The organism is Acinetobacter harbinensis (assembly GCF_000816495.1).
Taxonomy (GTDB): Bacteria; Pseudomonadota; Gammaproteobacteria; order Pseudomonadales; family Moraxellaceae; genus Acinetobacter; species Acinetobacter harbinensis.
Map to the genome: position 1 here is coordinate 1706108 of NZ_JXBK01000001.1, position 17243 is coordinate 1723350.

At 37.9% G+C, this 17243-nt stretch carries 17 protein-coding genes; 11 read left to right on the top strand and 6 right to left on the bottom strand.

Features of this window, described 5'->3' with window-relative positions; genetic code table 11:
• Positions 1-3 precede the first annotated feature (3 nt).
• Genes tssK through SE27_RS07940 form a run of 4 tightly spaced genes read left to right on the top strand, consistent with a single transcriptional unit; the run spans position 4 to position 3792 of the window.
• Complete coding sequence (gene tssK, locus SE27_RS07925) at positions 4-1368, top strand: type VI secretion system baseplate subunit TssK (RefSeq protein WP_039622376.1); 1365 nt, start codon at positions 4-6, stop codon at positions 1366-1368.
• A 10-nt stretch (positions 1369-1378) separates the two neighbouring features.
• Entirely contained in the window at positions 1379-2185 is an 807-nt protein-coding gene (icmH, locus tag SE27_RS07930; protein WP_039622378.1) for a type IVB secretion system protein IcmH/DotU, read from the top strand.
• A 12-nt stretch (positions 2186-2197) separates the two neighbouring features.
• Positions 2198-2839 (top strand): hypothetical protein, encoded by a 642-nt coding sequence (locus SE27_RS07935; protein ID WP_039622379.1) that lies wholly within the window; start codon positions 2198-2200, stop codon positions 2837-2839.
• Positions 2836-3792 (top strand): M15 family metallopeptidase, encoded by a 957-nt coding sequence (locus tag SE27_RS07940; RefSeq protein ID WP_039622381.1) that lies wholly within the window; start codon positions 2836-2838, stop codon positions 3790-3792. Before SE27_RS07935 ends, SE27_RS07940 begins: the two co-directional genes overlap by 4 nt.
• 41 nt (positions 3793-3833) lie before the next feature.
• Here the strand turns inward: SE27_RS07940 and SE27_RS07945 are convergent, their stop codons facing one another.
• Positions 3834-4598: an alpha/beta fold hydrolase gene (locus SE27_RS07945; RefSeq protein WP_039622383.1), complete on the bottom strand. Its 765-nt coding sequence runs from the start codon at positions 4596-4598 to the stop codon at positions 3834-3836.
• Positions 4599-5471: 873 nt separating this feature from the next.
• Between SE27_RS07945 and SE27_RS07950 the strand changes: the two genes are divergently transcribed.
• Together SE27_RS07950 and SE27_RS07955 are read left to right on the top strand one after the other, a co-directional pair.
• The gene (locus tag SE27_RS07950; RefSeq protein ID WP_148308926.1) at positions 5472-6005 is read left to right on the top strand and encodes a hypothetical protein; all 534 of its coding nucleotides are present in this window, start codon (positions 5472-5474) and stop codon (positions 6003-6005) included.
• Between the two features lie 44 nt (positions 6006-6049).
• Positions 6050-7075, top strand: a complete 1026-nt coding sequence (locus tag SE27_RS07955; RefSeq protein ID WP_039622386.1) for a hypothetical protein — start codon at positions 6050-6052, stop codon at positions 7073-7075.
• Between the two features lie 125 nt (positions 7076-7200).
• On the opposite strand, the gene SE27_RS07960 is transcribed toward SE27_RS07955, so the two are convergent.
• The 3 genes from SE27_RS07960 to SE27_RS07970 form a co-directional block, all read right to left on the bottom strand.
• The gene (locus SE27_RS07960) at positions 7201-7953 is read right to left on the bottom strand and encodes a zeta toxin (RefSeq protein ID WP_039622388.1); all 753 of its coding nucleotides are present in this window, start codon (positions 7951-7953) and stop codon (positions 7201-7203) included.
• Positions 7954-7957: 4 nt separating this feature from the next.
• A complete protein-coding gene (locus tag SE27_RS07965) occupies positions 7958-8215 on the bottom strand; it encodes a hypothetical protein (RefSeq protein ID WP_039622390.1) in 258 nt (85 codons plus the stop codon).
• 245 nt (positions 8216-8460) lie between these two features.
• Complete coding sequence (locus SE27_RS07970; protein WP_039622392.1) at positions 8461-8811, bottom strand: immunity protein Imm33 domain-containing protein; 351 nt, start codon at positions 8809-8811, stop codon at positions 8461-8463.
• A gap of 125 nt (positions 8812-8936) precedes the next feature.
• Between SE27_RS07970 and SE27_RS07975 the strand changes: the two genes are divergently transcribed.
• The 4 genes from SE27_RS07975 to accC all read left to right on the top strand — a co-directional run bounded on the left by SE27_RS07975 (position 8937) and on the right by accC (position 13262).
• Positions 8937-9542 carry a LexA family protein gene (locus SE27_RS07975; protein WP_039622394.1) on the top strand — a complete coding sequence of 202 codons (606 nt, stop codon included), beginning with the start codon at positions 8937-8939 and terminating at the stop codon, positions 9540-9542.
• A 1448-nt stretch (positions 9543-10990) separates the two neighbouring features.
• Positions 10991-11446 carry a type II 3-dehydroquinate dehydratase gene (aroQ, locus tag SE27_RS07980; protein WP_039622396.1) on the top strand — a complete coding sequence of 152 codons (456 nt, stop codon included), beginning with the start codon at positions 10991-10993 and terminating at the stop codon, positions 11444-11446.
• Between the two features lie 16 nt (positions 11447-11462).
• The gene (accB, locus tag SE27_RS07985) at positions 11463-11879 is read left to right on the top strand and encodes an acetyl-CoA carboxylase biotin carboxyl carrier protein (RefSeq protein ID WP_039622398.1); all 417 of its coding nucleotides are present in this window, start codon (positions 11463-11465) and stop codon (positions 11877-11879) included.
• An 18-nt stretch (positions 11880-11897) separates the two neighbouring features.
• The gene (gene accC, locus SE27_RS07990; RefSeq protein WP_039622401.1) at positions 11898-13262 is read left to right on the top strand and encodes an acetyl-CoA carboxylase biotin carboxylase subunit; all 1365 of its coding nucleotides are present in this window, start codon (positions 11898-11900) and stop codon (positions 13260-13262) included.
• Positions 13263-13330: 68 nt separating this feature from the next.
• Here accC and SE27_RS07995 read toward each other — a convergent pair whose 3' ends face one another.
• Entirely contained in the window at positions 13331-13822 is a 492-nt protein-coding gene (locus SE27_RS07995; protein ID WP_039622403.1) for a hypothetical protein, read from the bottom strand.
• Between the two features lie 377 nt (positions 13823-14199).
• Between SE27_RS07995 and SE27_RS08000 the strand changes: the two genes are divergently transcribed.
• Entirely contained in the window at positions 14200-15690 is a 1491-nt protein-coding gene (locus SE27_RS08000; RefSeq protein ID WP_039622405.1) for an amidase, read from the top strand.
• 45 nt (positions 15691-15735) lie between these two features.
• On the opposite strand, the gene SE27_RS08005 is transcribed toward SE27_RS08000, so the two are convergent.
• The gene (locus SE27_RS08005) at positions 15736-16896 is read right to left on the bottom strand and encodes an MFS transporter (RefSeq protein WP_039622406.1); all 1161 of its coding nucleotides are present in this window, start codon (positions 16894-16896) and stop codon (positions 15736-15738) included.
• Positions 16897-17243 lie beyond the last annotated feature (347 nt).

A 17243-nucleotide genomic window follows, 5' to 3' on the forward strand; every position in this document is an offset into this window, starting at 1 on the left:
GAGATGTTTAAAGCAGAAAAGATTCTTTGGGGTGAAGGTTTATTTTTACGTCCACAACATTTTCAATTACAAGATGCCTATCATGAACAGCGTTTAAATCACACGATTCGCTCGACTATTCCATTTGCATATGGAATTCAGTCCATTCAATTTGATGAAATTCAATTAAATAATCATGTACTGGCTTTAGAGCACGTAGAAATGCTTTGGCAAGATGGTGATATCTACCAAGCACCGGCACGTGATTTATTGCCGCAGCCGATTCAATTGGATGATTTAAATTTACGCGGTGAAATGACGGTTTATTTAGCTTTGCCGATTATTCAAGCCAATAAAAAAAATGTCTCTTTTGAACAAAGTTCACAGCCAAGTCGCTATCACTCACATCTTGTTGAAACGCATGATTTGTTCACCGATGCCACTGCCGCAGATATTACTTTATTAAGACGCCGTGCTGAGTTTAAATTATTTGAATCACATCAGGAACCTGATCATCAATTAGATGGTTTTTTATATTTACCGGTGGCAAAAGTAAAACGCCAAAGTTCGGGTAATTTTGAATTAGACCGTAAGTTTATTCCGCCTATTTTGCATATTGAAGCCTGTGATACGTTGGTATCAAGTTTAAAGCGCACCTTAAATATCATTAAAGCCAAAATTAAGGCCATTCAAAGCAATAGCCGTGAAAATGAACAGAAACTTATTGAGTTTCGTTCAGGTGACATCGTGTCTTTTTGGTTGGTTAATGCACTTAATACCGCCTATACCAGTCTCAATCATTTACTACAATATCCGCAGATTCATCCAGAACGCTTATTCTTTGAATTACTGCGTTTAACTGGTTCATTGCTGACGTTCTCAACTGCCTATGAGGTTGATCAATTACCGCATTATCGACATCATCATTTACAAGACAGTTTTTCACAATTAGATATTATTTTGCGTGAATTACTCGATACCATTATTTCTAATCGTTATATGAGTATTGCTTTAAAAGAAGTGCGACCATCTTATTGGCTCGGTAGTTTAGAGTCGGAAAAAATCACACGAGATACGCGTTTATATATCGCCGTCTCAAGTGGCATGATGCAAACCCATGAACTGGTTCAATTGGTTCCGCTTCGCTTTAAAGTGGGTAACTCTGTTGATGTCGAGCAACGTGTGGTTGCGGCTTTACCTGTGATTCCTTTACATCACTTAATGCAAGTTCCAACTGCAATTCCTGTGCGTTCAGGCGTAAGTTATTTTGAAATTGAACCCAACAACGACTTGTATCAACGCATGCTTGAAGCAGAGTCGATTTGTATTTATATCCCTGCCGGTTTCCAAGATATCTCGGTTGAACTAATTGCCGTAATGAACAGCTAAGAGACTTGATATGAATACACAAACGCACTCACCTTCACTCTTTGAGGATGGTCAAATTGGGGTTGGCGCCGTGTCCAACTCACATTTGGCCAAAGCGGGGTCATCAAGCAATTTGGTTGATTTATTGCATGATGGCTTCTACATTGTTTTTCTGTTAAAAAATCAATATATTCCGTCAAATGCAGAAGAATTTCGTAGCAAGATTTTAAACTTATTGAATCGTTTTGAAAATCAAGCACGTAAATTACAGTTTTCAGCAGACGATATTGAAGATGCTAAATATGCTTATTGTGCCCTAATTGATGAAACCATCATCACCCAACAATCTGCTGAGTTTTTTGATCTTCAAAATAATTGGATGATTAGTCCATTACAGTTAAGTTTATTCGGCTCGCAATTGGCTGGTTACCGCTTTTTTGAGATTTTAGAAGTACTACGTAGCCGTGGTAAAACACGCTTGGCTGCCTTAGAAGTTTTTCATTACTGTATGCTGCTTGGTTTTCATGGAAAATTTCGACTGGAATCTACTGAAAATTTCAATCATTTGGTGGCACGTGTTGGTGATGAAATTGATTTCTTAAAAGGTAAAAAAGCCTCTTTTTCGCCGTTTGCAGCTTTGCCAGATCAAATTAAACATATTATTCACCGTGAATTGCCTTTCTTTTGGATTCTGATTTTTTTACTGATTTTTACGTTGTTAAGCTTTGTCGGTTTAAAGTTTATGCTGATCAATCAGAAAAATACGTCATTAGCTGACTATCAAAATGTGATTAGCTCGCCTGTTGAGCAAGCCTATATCACCATTCATCTACCTTAAGAAATTTTTAAAATGGCCAATAAAAAACAAACGACTTTAAGAATATTGCCACCCACTAAAAAGGTAGCTCATACAGCAGTCATGTATGGAATTTTTGGCTTTTTTGCCGGTGCATTCATCAGTGCTCTTGGCAGTTATGTGTATTTTAACAATTTGAATACTACGCCTAATCCCATTGAAGCCAAAGCACTTGCCGCTCCTGCTAGCAATATTGAAACAGGCAGTTTGAGTCATCAAAACCCAACAGTTCAGGTAGCTGAAAAGCCTTTAGTGGTATCCGATGAGGTGACTAAAAATAATTCTGTACCGGATGATGAACATGCACTAGAGTTTCCTCAACCACAAGATGCAGACTTAGGTAAAGCTTTTATGCATCCGGCTCCATTAAAGCCAGCGGTTACTTCTACAAAACCTGCTGTAAGCAATCTTGTATCGCCGTCTTATGCTACAAAAAACAATACGGTTAAAACCACAGTAAGGCCAAAGGCAACTACACCTGCGCTACCTTTATCCACACAAATTACTTCAACACCCGTTGTAAAAAGTGAAGTTCAAAAAAAGGAGATTGAGGTTGAAGATGCACCTCAGGCTTCTACAAAAATTGTGGTAACCAGAACACCTTTTGTGGTTAAAGAAACTGCTGTCACTCCATGATTATTTTCATTCTGATATGTTTTTTATCTTTGGCATGTGGACTGGCATTACTGTTTTTTTATGAGCTAAGAGTAAAAGTACAAACTTTTTTATTTGCGCTTATTCCTCAAAGTAAGAGACAACTGAGTGTTGCAAAGCAATTTGCTGAACAACTCAATTATGCCGCTGCACCCGAACAGACTCAGTCGCATTGGCATTTACAGCAGTGGTGGATTTTAGTGTCTGGCTTCTTTTTGTTTGCCAGTATCTTAATGTTCACATTCACGCGACCCATTGATCCCACTAAAATTGAGGCTGATTATTTAAAAGAAGTGGATCCACAAATTTATGCGCTACTAGATGGACAAATACTCTCTCCTCCGCCAGAGGTAGAAGACGCTTTAATTGAAGAAGCAATTATTGCCGCCAGTAGCATTGAAGCTGCACAATCCAGTATTCAAGCTCAAGTCTTTAATCCGACTGCTCAAGAATTACCTCTGCAGCATGTGTCTGGTGATTTAGCATCGGCCGATCGTAAATGGCAAAAAATGAATCCGCGCTATAAACAGCGTTTGCTCATGGTGTTTAAGATTATGCAGGAACGCCATGGCTATGAAATGGTGTTATTGGAAGGTTATCGTAGTCCTGAGCGACAAAATTCTTTAGCCACCAACAGTAATATTACCCGTGCCAAGGGTTTCCAAAGTTATCATCAATTTGGTTTGGCTGCAGATATTGCATTTAAACGTAATAATAAAGTGGTGATTTCCGAACGAGATCCATGGGCCATGCAAGGTTATAAACTGTATGGTGAAGTTGCAGAATCAGTTGGCTTGACTTGGGGTGGACGTTGGAAATCTATTCAAGATTATGGTCATACTGAATATCGTATGGCGGGACTTAAAAAAACCGCTGAAATGGCAAATCAGTTAACTTCAGAAACTGAGCTATTAGCCAAAAATACGGGTTTTTAATAGAAGGTAGCAACTGAGTATTTAAGTTGCTGCTTTTTTGATTAATTTAAGTATTGTTTTATTTTAGTCAGCACATCTTGGGTTTTTTCAGCATGTAACCAATGCCCTGCATTTTCGATAAGTTGAACTTTTGCATTTGGAAATTGCTTTTCAATGGCAATAAAATGTTCTGCTTGACTAATATATGCAGAATTTCCACCACGCAGAAATAGAGCTTCTTTTTCCCAAGCTGAAATATCCTGCCAATGTAGAATATTTAAGTAGTGATTAAACAGTGCTTCTAGATTAAATAACCACTGCCCTTTATCAAAGGATTTCATTAAAAACTGAATCACCATTTCTTCGCTTATATAGTCACGCATAATTTGGCTGGCATGTTGTCTAGTGACAACTTGTGCATTTTGTACAGCAAATAAAGCCTTAAAAATTTGCTCATGATGATTTTCAGTGTAGGAAAATGGTGCAATATCTAAAACAACCAGTTTTTCTAATCGCTTACTGGCTAAACCAGTTAAATACATCGCAATTTTTCCGCCCATAGAATGTCCCACTACAGAAAACTGTTCAATATTGAGAAAATCTAAAGTTTCCAAAATATCTTGCGCCATGACCGCATAATTCATCTCGCTTGAATGTGCAGATTTTCCATGATTACGTAAATCTATTTGAATGACTGTTTGTAAGTCATAAAACTCACGTGCAAGCATGCCCAGATTATTTAAACTTCCAAATAGTCCATGAATAAATACGAGAGGAACTTTTGCTGATTGATCTATATTTTGGTGAATTTGGTGGTTAAGGATCATTGTTTTCTATTTTACTTTTGCTTAAATTCTCTTATTTTTATTTATAATTGGTATTTAATCAATTGCCATTTTTAAAATATTTTTTTTGCTTAGGCTATTTTGCTGTGATGAGCATTAATAAAAGAGCGTCTATCTAATCTAGAGGATAAAAGCCCACCTTACAGACAACGAAATATTGATTTTTATCATTATTTAAATAAAACTTGAAAATATAAAGCTATATAAGTCACACGGCGCTGCCATTTTTAAATATTAGTTATTTTAATTTTGAATTGTTTAACTAATTGATAAATATTATTTAAAAATATTTCATCTAGAGTTATTTGGGCGATTTTAATTGGGATTATCCCCTATTTAGCATAGTAAATCTGATTTTTTCTTTATCGACCTTTGCTCAGGCTATTTTTCTTTATTACACTTCAACTCCACAACTCAATATGTACGGCGCCTTAACAATAATACTTTGGACTTCTGCCCTATAAGTTTTAATGGTTTTTAGTTAAAACTAAATCTGTAGATGAATAGCCTATTGATATTTCATACTATACTCAAGCAAGTTGAGCTTTTATATTTTAGTTTCAACTTGTGATGATAATCAAATAGTAAAATATATAGTCAAATCATAAATTAAATATAAAAGAAGTACTCTAAAATGCAAGATTTAACACTTTCACCCGCTCCCCGCACTCAATGGCTTGGCGTAATTTTAGGCTGTCTTGCAAGAGTAGTATCGTGTATTGGAAATATGCACTCATTGGCAGTGTTATTCTTTTAATATTGTATTGTCTTTGCCGTCCATTAAAATGGGTTCGGCTGCAAAAAATTCTCATCTATATCTATGGTGGTTTTTCTATCGGTTTAGGCATCGCTATCATGATTTATTATCATATGGCTGGACAACCCGTTCCAATGATTATTGCGCCCCTGCTGGCATGGCTCGTCTTAAGAGTTATTTTTAGTTTAGAAACGCGCTATGCACTTTATCTGTTACCTGATTATGATGATCACAACGAAGAAAAACGCGCTCAACAATTTGACAGTAGTATACCTAGAGGTGAATCTGCATGGAGTGGTGAAACTGAAGGCAAAGCATCTGAAATCAATACTGAAGGCTATTATATGAGCTGGAAGTTTTATCTAACTGGCGAAATTGCGATGGGTGGCCCCACTTACGGCGATGTAATATTTACCAATAAATGTGCATTGAGTTATGTTGGACCTTCAGTGGCTCTGTCTAATCATGGACGTTATGCAGCACTCACTCTACCCTCGCGTCAGCAATGGGGTTTATTACTGGTAGATCTAGAAAATAAAAAAGTCTATAACGCCAACGACAGCTACAATCTATGGGAAATAGACCATATGGATGAAGAATATATTTATGGTCGTTACTCACCGTTGGATTAAGAGTTTCAATTAAAGATCTTATTGAAGACAGCGAATGCCAAAATATGCGAGAAGATGATGGCTGGTGGTTTATCAATGATACAGACCATACACCGCTACCCCAATATGCTGCTGTCAGCTTTTTAAGTGATAACAAGCAACATAAAGCATTATTTGTTCCTAATTTAGAGCCATTTCGCAGTAATCCATTTTTACGTTATTCGCCACCTTTATATCAACTATTAATTGATGATGTATTGCAGCCAGACTATCAAACACAGCAAGCAGAAGCATTCTGGGTTGATGGGAAAACTGCGCAAGAACAGGCACGTTTTCTAATATTAGGCAGCACTATACTCGATTTTATGCCGAATGCTGATCTCAAGTTCTGTGCAGCTTCGCCTAGAAAGCATGGGTTAAATTGGCAACATTGCGTTCCCTATTTTTACTTTGACTGTTATAGCGGTAGTCATAATGGCATCGCGCAATTTAAGTTTATCAAAGTACCGCGCTCGTATGATTGGGATGAAGCCATTACCACCAATCGTGGATATTTCCATCCCACTGACCAAGAAGTGACGTATTGGAATTTAGCACAGCAAGAGCAAAGTGAATCACGCCAACATACTCAGCAGTGTATAAGCATTGAAGTGGATTTAAGTCTATTGCTAACGCATAGCATCCACCACATGCCTCTTTTACTTACTTCGCCAGCACATTGCTCAATTAAACTTATGAGTGAATCTAAGACGATTCAAGACGAACATCAAAGTTATGGTTGTTATCAGACTGTACTGCCGTGGGGCGAAAAAATAGAGCATTTAACCGCCGAATTTCAATGGTCGCCATGTGGGCGTTATTTGGCACTGCTTAAATGGCAAGAAGCCCCTGCTATTGCTAATCAAATTATTATTATTGATTTTAAGCAGCAAAAAATTCAGACAGTCACCGGATCATATGCGCTGGCGAGTTTTATTTGGTTAGATGAGCATAAACTTGAATTAACACATAAAATTGATTCAGAACAATATGAACATATTATATTGTTTGGTGCTGATTTTAATCAAGTTGTAGCGCAACCGCCTAGCTAAAGCCTTCAGTGAAAGCTCAGTGTGAAAAAATATTGGATGAAGCTGAGCTTTCATGGGTTTATGTACCCATAAATAGACTTATCCCGCTGACTATTTATCCGAACAGCACATATCAACATTGATACTTATTCTGTAATAAAGTTTTTAAGTACTTTTTCTGCAAACCACCACGGTAATTGCTGAATCTCTGGATTCATTTTTAAAGTTTCGGCAGATTGAATCTCTGCAATGAAAGCTGCTTTTTCACCATTTGAAGAATTATCGAACAAATAACTACGATCACTGGCATCGACGGCCTGCATCAATAAATCCATACTTCGATAATAACGTTCAATAATTTTTTGTTCCGGAACAGTGTGCCCGCCTATACTCACACGATATTTAACACGTGCAATATTAATCATCGGATCAACCGTTGAGACATAATACAAATAGGTTTTAAAGCCTTGTTGCTGTGCTTGCTGCAAAAATTCTACTTTAGAAATATGTGACATTACCGTTTCAAAAGTAAAACTAATTTTTAAAGCCAAGAACTCTAAGCGAATATAATCAATAATTCGTGCACAGAGATAGGAATCTATTTCGGATGCATCAAACTCAATCGTGCTGTCATCAACAAGAGAAGGTTCTAATCTAAGTAGTGGGCAATACTGATGATTGTCAGGGCGCGTTTTCTGCTTTAAAAATACAATTAAATTCTGGGCTTTTAAAGCAGAATGATAACTGGATAAATCCAATTGCCGATCAGCCCTTAAATGGCTTTCTAAATCATCCGCATTTAAATAAGCCCCAATGTGATGGGGCAATAAATAATCTTTAACGGTACTTTTTCCAGAGCCATTTGGCCCCGCGAACATTCTTATTCTGGGTTGTGGCATTAATTTACACGGCGGCCTGTTGTTTTCTTTGACGTTTTAGAACTGAAGGAAGATGAGCAGCACTGATATAGGCTGTTGATAAATCTTTAAGTACTGTTTCTTGTCCATTTTTCTCACGCTGTAACAGTTGCTGATCTTTAGCATAGACCACCGTTGCAACCGAACATGCTTTATCAAACGCATGACGAAACGCATATAGCGCAAGTTTAGGAATCATATCATCTTGATACTGATCCATTTTCATAATGGTATACGCTGTCATAGTAGCACTCCCATGAGCGACGGCTATATTTAACTCTATCTTACCACAGTCATTAAAGTTGTCTATTTATACATCAAGCAACGGATCGTTTTAGATAAAGGATCTTAATCGATCTAGCAACTTAAAGTAGATTAGCTTAAGCGCTATACAGTTCATGCTTAAGCTAAAAATTTGATTTCACGCTCACGGCGTAGTACATAAAGCGTGAAATTCTTTTATTTAAAGCTTAACTGATGAATAAATGCTTATTCTTCTTTCCATACATCTTCATAATCTTCACGGTCAATCATAAAGCGGAAACCTTCAGCCAATGCCAAGTACGGAAGAGCCTCAGGTAAAATATCTTGTAGCTCGCGAACGGTCATGGTTTCAAAGAAGTCTTCACCTTCGCCCATTTCCCCACCATAAATAAACCAAGAGACATTTTCTTCTGGTTCAGGCTTTTTGCGAATGCCCACAATCGGTTCTTGATTTAAGGTATTTACCGCCACCGCAACAACATCATCACCACTGACTTTAATGTAGGAAGATTCAAATTCTTCACATAGTAATTTCTGTTCTGAGATTAATTCTTCTAATGGAGATTTTTGAACCATTGCATATACCTAAGTAAATAAAGCTAAGAGCTGTATTTTATCCTAGATTATAAATATTTAGGCAACCTTTTTATTGGCCATACTTTTTGTTAGACTTGAAAAAGTTACATATTCAAGATAGAAAAATGCAAACTGAAGACTTAACAAAAAATGCGCCAAATCATGGTGGTAAACGTCAGAATTCAGGCCGTAAAGCCTACTATCAAGAAAAAACAGTGGTAATGCGTGTTCCAGAATCCAAAGTGGCAGAAATAAAAGCGCAATTAAGAACCCGACCAAAAGATGATCGTGATAAAAACATTGATTTACAGCCGGTCGAAGTTCGCACTGCCTTAGAGATTGCTTCAATCGATTCTTTAACTACAGATGTTGCTTACTCAGATTACGACAACCAAGAACATCGAATTGATTTAAATGAATACTTAATTCACAATCCACTCAGTACTTTTGTGATGCGTGTGAATTCACATGCAATGCAAGATGCTGGGCTTACAATGGATGATGAGATTTTAATTGATCGTAGTTTATCAGCCCAACACGGCGATATCGTTTTAGCATTGATTCATGATGAATTCACGGTAAAACGTTTAATGCAAGAGAAACAGAAAAATGGTCAAGCTAAGATTTGGTTAAAAGCTGAAAATGCAGACTATCCTGATTATTATTTACAAAGTGAAGAACAGCTAATGATTTATGGTGTCATCACCTGTGTGTTAAAAAAATTACGCTAAAGTATATCAACCTCTCTTTAAGCTTTGACTTCACGTTTAGTAGCATTTTTATTTTTCAATATCGTCCTTTCAATTTAATAACTGAGTCTCTTTCATGTGCTCACTTTAATCATTGCCATATTGCCCTACTAAAACAGATCTTCCTCCATTTGATAAATATTCTCAGTTCTCGCATGTGATTAATGTATTGGTAATCGAGAAAATAGCAGTCTATTTTTTAGAAAATTCGCTCAATTACTTGTTTAGAGCCATGATTATAATTCAATTTGAAATTGTAACTTTTTCAAGACGTATAATGTTAGAAGTAGATTGGTGTTTATAAAGCTTAAAGGGCTTAGTTTGTATTTTGTATTTATCAGCATACATAAAATTTGCTTAGGCTATTTAAAGGGCTATGCTTATAGGTAGAGTGCTGATTTAATTATATGTATTTTGATTACGCCTATATCTAAAAGATTAGTGCCCAGTTACCTCGTTAACGCTTAGGCTAAACGTGTGTAAATTATCCACTTAATTCAAACAGCATAATGCTAAAAAGTCTCTACCCTTAAGTTTTGCCAATCCATTACCGACTTGCATTCGCCTCCTGTACTGTTAATGACTGGAGTTAATGAGCTATTCGGTCAACTGCTCATTTTTATTAAACCTTATATCCCTGCTGTACAAAAATTCTTATAAGAAGTATTGCAGAAGCTTTCCAAGCCTAAAAGATGGTCAATCTATAAATTATTTAACTTCTTAATCATGTTATTTGTAAATGTTTGACGGCGCAGCGATCGCTTTTAAAAATATTCCAGATATGCTTAATTCGAAAAATTAAAAACAAGCACTTTAAAGTGATTTACCGTATGCGATGCATAGCTTATGACATAGAAATAGCCAGATTTCCGCTGATATTTTATAACTAAACCTCTGTTTTAATTTAATAAAATGATGAAATACTCTAATTTTTATTGGTTTATGGATGAAGTACTAAAATCTAAATACAGTTTTGACTGCTTGCCTGAGGTTAAACCCCTCCCGCTATACAATCATTCAATACAAATGCTTCAATATAAAATGATCTACAGCGTAGATTCATGGTCAATCGTTTGCTGTACAGTTCATTACATATAAAGAACGAAAAAGATGGATAATCTTCAGTTACACTTATGTTGAAATGACTCTCTATTTTCATCTAGGTTAAATAACAGCCGTTATATAAAAGAAATCAACGCTTTTGGTCAATCTGTTTTAAATTCTAAAAATACCAATAACTATAAAAAATGTCATTTTTTAACATTGTCAATTCGTCGCAAAGTTTCCATTATAGAGTCCGATTTTGACAGATAAATTTCGCATTCATTAAAACAATTTATAATAGAAATGCGGGACTATATGACATAATACGCAAACTTTGCTGAGATCTTGCAAGGTGTATTTGCAAACTTATAATTGGAGCAAACTGAATGAGCTCAACCATTTTGGTTATTCATGGACCAAATCTAAACTTGCTGGGTAAGCGTGAACCTGAAGTTTATGGACACCTCACTTTAGAAGATATAAATCAACAACTCATTGCTCAAGCTCAAAATGCCGCTTTATCCTTAGATACTTTTCAAAGTAATTGGGAAGGTGCAATTGTCGACCGAATTCATCAAGCACAACAAGAAAATGTACAGTTTATTATTATCAATCCTGCGGCATTGACCCATACCTCTGTTGCAGTACGTGATGCCCTTTTAGGCGTTGCTATTCCATTTATCGAAGTTCATCTATCGAATGTCCATGCTCGCGAAGCATTTAGACATCATTCGTATTTGTCCGACAAAGCCGTTGGTGTAATTTGCGGTTTAGGTGCTCAAGGCTATGCCGCGGCACTGGATTATGCCATCAATAAAACTCAACCTTCTACGCAAACATAATTAGGAACACTGTCTCATGGATATCCGTAAAATCAAGAAACTCATCGACTTGATGATTGAATCTGACTTACAAGCGATAGAAGTTAAAGAAGGTGATCAGTCCATCGCTTTAACGCGTCGTAATCCAGTGGTTGCGGCAGCTGTTCAGACTATGCCAACTGCAACGACTACCGCACCTGTGGTTAAAACACCGCGTGGCGCACTCGAAACCTCTCCAATGGTCGGTGTTTACTATGCAGCGCAAAGTCCAGGCGAACCACCATTTGTAAAAGTTGGTCAAACAATTTCTGCCGGTGAAACTTTGGGTATTATTGAGGCCATGAAAATCATGAACCCAATTGAAGCCACTCAAAGCGGTGTGGTTGAAGAAATTTTAGTTAAAAATGGCGATGTGATTCAATTTGGCCAACCAATTTTCCGCTATCGCGCTTAAAACCACGGGGATTTATCAATGTTGCAAAAGGTATTAATTGCAAACCGTGGTGAAATTGCTTTACGCATCACCCGGGCATGCAAAACGTTAGGAATTAAAACCGTTGGTATTTATTCCGATGCCGACAAAGACCTCATGCATCTACGCTTTGTTGATGAAGCTGTGTGTATTGGTCCGGGTGCAAGTAGTGAAAGCTATTTAAATATACCGGCAATTATTACCGCTGCTGAAATCACAGGTGCCGATGCCATTCATCCCGGCTATGGCTTCTTGGCTGAAAATGCTGAATTTGCAGAAATTGTAGAAAATTCAGGTTTTATTTTCATCGGGCCACGTCCTGAGCATATTCGCTTAATGGGCAACAAGGTTTCCGCTATTACTGCAATGCGTAAAGCCGGTGTTCCCACCGTGCCCGGTTCAGCTCATGCTGTCACCACGCAAAACGCCTTGGCTGAAGCCAAAGAAATCGGCTTTCCACTGATTGTGAAAGCGGCTTCTGGTGGTGGTGGACGTGGTATGCGTATTGTTGAACGCGTCGATACACTACTTGAATCAGTTCAAGCCGCACAGCGTGATGCTGAAATGTGGTTTGGTGATGATACCGTGTATATGGAACGCTTTTTACAGAAACCGCGCCATGTTGAAGTGCAAATTTTAGCAGATGGCAATGGCCATGCTATTCATTTGTATGATCGCGACTGCTCTTTACAACGTCGTCATCAAAAAGTGCTTGAAGAAGCACCAGCACCGGGTTTACCTGAACAAGCACGTGCCGATATTTTAGAAGCTTGTGTGAATGCCTGTAAGCTTATGCAATATCGCGGCGCAGGAACATTTGAATTCTTATTTGAAGATGACGAGTTTTTCTTTATTGAAATGAATACGCGTGTTCAAGTTGAACATCCGGTGACTGAAATGATCACTGGCATCGATATTATTGAACAACAACTATTGATTGCAGGCGGTTTAGGTCTGAATATTCAACAAGAACAGGTTGAATGTCGTGGCCATGCGATGGAATGTCGTATTAACGCCGAAGATCCAACCACCTTCATGCCATCCCCGGGGAAAATTGAGCATTATTATGCGCCAGGTGGTGCAGGTATTCGTGTAGATTCTCATATCTATGAAGGCTACAGTATTCCACCTTACTATGACTCTATGATTGCTAAAGTCATTGCACATGGTAAAGACCGTAAGACTTGTATTGCGCGTATGAAGCAAGCGCTAGAAGAAATGATCTTAACCGGCATTAAAACCAATATTCCTTTGCATAAAGATCTGATTCTAAATGATGAAAAATTCTGCGCACAAGCGATGGATATTCATTACTTAGAGAAACACTTACTGAAAAAAATAGAAGGTCATAAAGAAGCCTCTTAATCACTCGCTTCTTTAACATAAAAAAACCGCTCATAAAGAGCGGTTTTTTTATCTATAACGTTTAGGACTTAAGGTAAGACACGGCGTAATGTGGCAAAACATTGTTCTGCTTTGTCATTGCTACAAAAATTAATGGTTGATGCATTTTTCCACTGCACAAAATATTGTGAAATCTCACCGGTTTGGTCTTCTTGCAAACCTGAACAATCGCGCTCATTATTATCGTACTTTACTTGTAAAATGAGTGCAGACAGCAATGAACGTTCTTCTTGCGACGGTTGATAGTCATAAATTCCAGATGACCACTCCTGCCCACTCTTGATAATGACATCGTTATTGCTTTTAAAATTATAATATTCAACACATTTTTTATTATTGGCAATTTGCATGCCCCATAAACCGACAATTTCCGGACGAGTCTGTATGCGAATCGTATTGGACATCGCACTATCGGCTATTTCATCAGTTTCTTGCTCTGTCGCGACGACGGCTTTATTTTCATTGGCCATCACTACCGATGAGCAAAGTATTAAAAAAATTGTAAGATATGTCTTTTTCATACATTAAGTTCAATGCTAAAAATCTATTTATCTAACTTAGCATATTTTTATTCAATCCCACTATTTATCACCATAGAACAACAATATATCTGCTTATTGTCAGTCAAGAATTGCGGTGAATTCTTGTCAAAAATACGTACATTTATAGTGCCGCTAATTTTTAAACACGCAACTCAACAGACTGTGCAATATTGACGTTTCTTAAAAATTGCAATACCCCTCCTAATTAAAATGCCAAAATCGATCAATTCCTGTTGCCGTGCCCAAAATCTCATTTATAAACTTAAACCTTAAGCAGCTCATCTCATCTACCTTGCTTCTTAAGGCAATATCGCTTAAAACAACAGCAGTTTATAATAATTTCAGTCAGGATGATGATGAATTTTTTAGAATACTTACAATATGATGGCCTAGGATTGGCCGAATTAGTGGCAAAGCAAGAAGTTAGCGCAGCTGAGCTATTAGACTTGGCATTAAAACGTGCAGCTGAGGTCAATCCCAGCTTAAATGCCATTATTATCCCCATGCATGATTATGCACATCAACGTACACAACAAACATTAACTGGCACTTTTGCCGGTGTGCCTTTTTTGGTCAAAGATCTATTTCAAGAGTATGCCGGCTATCCAACCTCTTATGGCAGTAAAGCCTTAAAACGTATTGGCCATCTTTCTGAGCAAAATTCCGAGATTGTGAACCGCTGGGAAAAAGCCGGAATTGTCACGTTCGGGCGCACCAACACGCCAGAATTTGGTATTAAAGGCGTTACTGAGCCAGAAGCTTGGGGCGCTTGTCATAATCCGTGGAATATCAGCCACAATAGTGGTGGATCGTCTGGCGGTTCTGCATCTGCGGTGGCAGCCGGTATTGTACCCATTGCAGGTGCAGGAGATGGTGGTGGATCAATTCGTATTCCAGCCTCTTATTGTGGATTGTTTGGACTCAAACCCAGCCGTGGGCGCACGCCGTGGGGGCCGCAGCTCAGTGAAGCCATGCATGGTGCAGCCGTTCAGCACGTCTTAAGCAAAACAGTCCGTGATAGCGCAGCCATGTTAGATGCCACGCAAGGTGCAGAACATAGTTCTTTGTTTAAAATTGAACCGCCACAAGGTCGCTATTTAGACCTCATTCAAAAGCCACCTAAAAAGCTGAGCATTGCGTTTAGTACACGCTCACCCATTGGTACAACGGTATCGGCAGATGCGATAGCTGCGGTTCAGCATACTGCAAAACTATTGGAGTCATTGGGTCATACGGTGGTCGAAGATACGCCCGCGATCGATGGTATGGCATTGGCCAAGGATTTTATCACCACTTGGTTTAGCCAATTTGCTTATGTGCTTGATCAAACCAAGCGACAATATTCAATAAAAGCCAATGATTTTGAACTTGATTCATTGGCACTGGCAGCCTTTGGTCAGCAAACCACAGCAATACAATATATTCACAATTTAAATAATTGGGGTGTCTACACCACACAAATGAATCATTTTTTTGATCGTTATGATTTATATTTAACACCCGCCACTGCTTCTGTAGCGCCTAAGAATGGTGAAATAAAAATACCAATCTGGCAAAAACCAATTTTAAAAGGCTTATTAAAACTGGGTAAAGCACATCTCTTGGCACAAGGTAAATTGGTCGAAAAAATGGTTAAAGAGAATATGGCACGCGTACCGTTTACACAGTTGGCCAATATTACTGGACTGCCAGCGATGTCAGTACCGCTATATTGGAATCAGGATAATTTACCTTTAGGTTCACAATTTATTGCGCCTTTCGCTCGTGAAGATGTACTGCTGCAATTGGCAGCACAGCTAGAACAAGCACAGCCGTGGTTTAACCGTTACAGTCAAATTCAAGTTTAGCGCTTATTATCTCGCTAATATTTATTTAACCTTTTATTTAACCTTTTATTGGGCCGGTTGAAGCTGTTTGGGCAACCAGCGCACAAACAACAAGCCCAATAAGGTTGAACATCCAGCAAAAACAAAGACTATTTCACCAGAAAACACATTCCAATAACGTCCCGCCAAAATACTCCCGATCGCCACACCTAAGCCCCACATGGTGCTATACATAGCTTGGCCACGACCTTGCTGCGAAAGAGAGAAATTCTGAAAAATAACGCGCATCGCAATCAGATGAAATAAACCAAAACTAAAAGCATGAATCGTTTGCGCAAAAAATTGAGCCATAAATATAGTCGGAAATAGCCCCACAATAAGCCACCTTATACTGGTGAGCACCAAGCACAAACGGACTAAATCACGCCAAGAGAAGCGATTGAGAAAAATACTGGCATAAGCAAACATAATAATTTCAGCAATCACCCCGACCGACCATAAAAAACCAATCTGCGTGGTGCTAAATCCTACTTGCTGCAAGTAATTGCTATAAAAACTATAAAATGGCGCATGAGAGAGTAACAAGACAAATTCAATAGCAAAAAATGCAGCCACCACAGGGCGTTTTAAAACAGGAAGAATAGAATCTAATTTTTGTTGTGAAGATGGCGCACTGCGTGGTTCTGGAATGGTAAAAGACCAAAGAAAAGCTAAAAATGCAATACACAGCAGCATAATCGGCAACATTGAAATAGAGATAATTTCCAGTAAAGTGCCCACACTAAAAACAGCCACAATAAAACCCACTGACCCCCACTTTCGGACGTTGCCATAGAGCTGTGTACGTTTTTCTGCCAGCCAGAATAAGGTAACACCTTCAAATTGCGCTAAAATCGCATTTTGAAAAAAGCTAAAGATCAGCATCAATAATGCAAGCGACTGGAAAGTATTGGGCACAATAAAGATCATCAACCAAATACATGCTTCTATCCACGTTGCAATACGCACCAAAAGCATTCTTTTACCGGATTTATCCGCAATCCAACCCCAAATAAAAGGCGCAAAAAAGCGTGTCACAATTGCGATAGACGAGAGTAGTCCTATTTCTTGGTAGTTAAAGCCCTGATCTTCTAGATAAAGGCTCCAAAAAGGCATGAAAGTTCCGACAATACAATAATAGAACAGGTAAAACCCTGACAATCTATGCTGAATAGATAATGCTAACACTCAAATTTATTCCAATTTATGGTCAATAACGATAATGGTTGATAGCTCGTCTATCTTGAATAGCTTTATCATTTATCACTTAGCTATTGCCATGAATATCGTGATCATAAGCAATAAGCAGCAAATATAGACGTCAAAAAAGCCCACCTGTTTCCACGTGGGCTAACAACGATTTCCAATGCGAATAATGTCATAAGCACTGAAATTTTGTATTCATACAATATATATAAATACCCAGACGAAATAAAAAAAGCATTCTAAAATGCTTTTTTTATATTTTATTTTTCTGATTAATTCGACATTTGCCCAAAAGCGTAAATAACAAGCATGAGCATTAAAGCAGATGA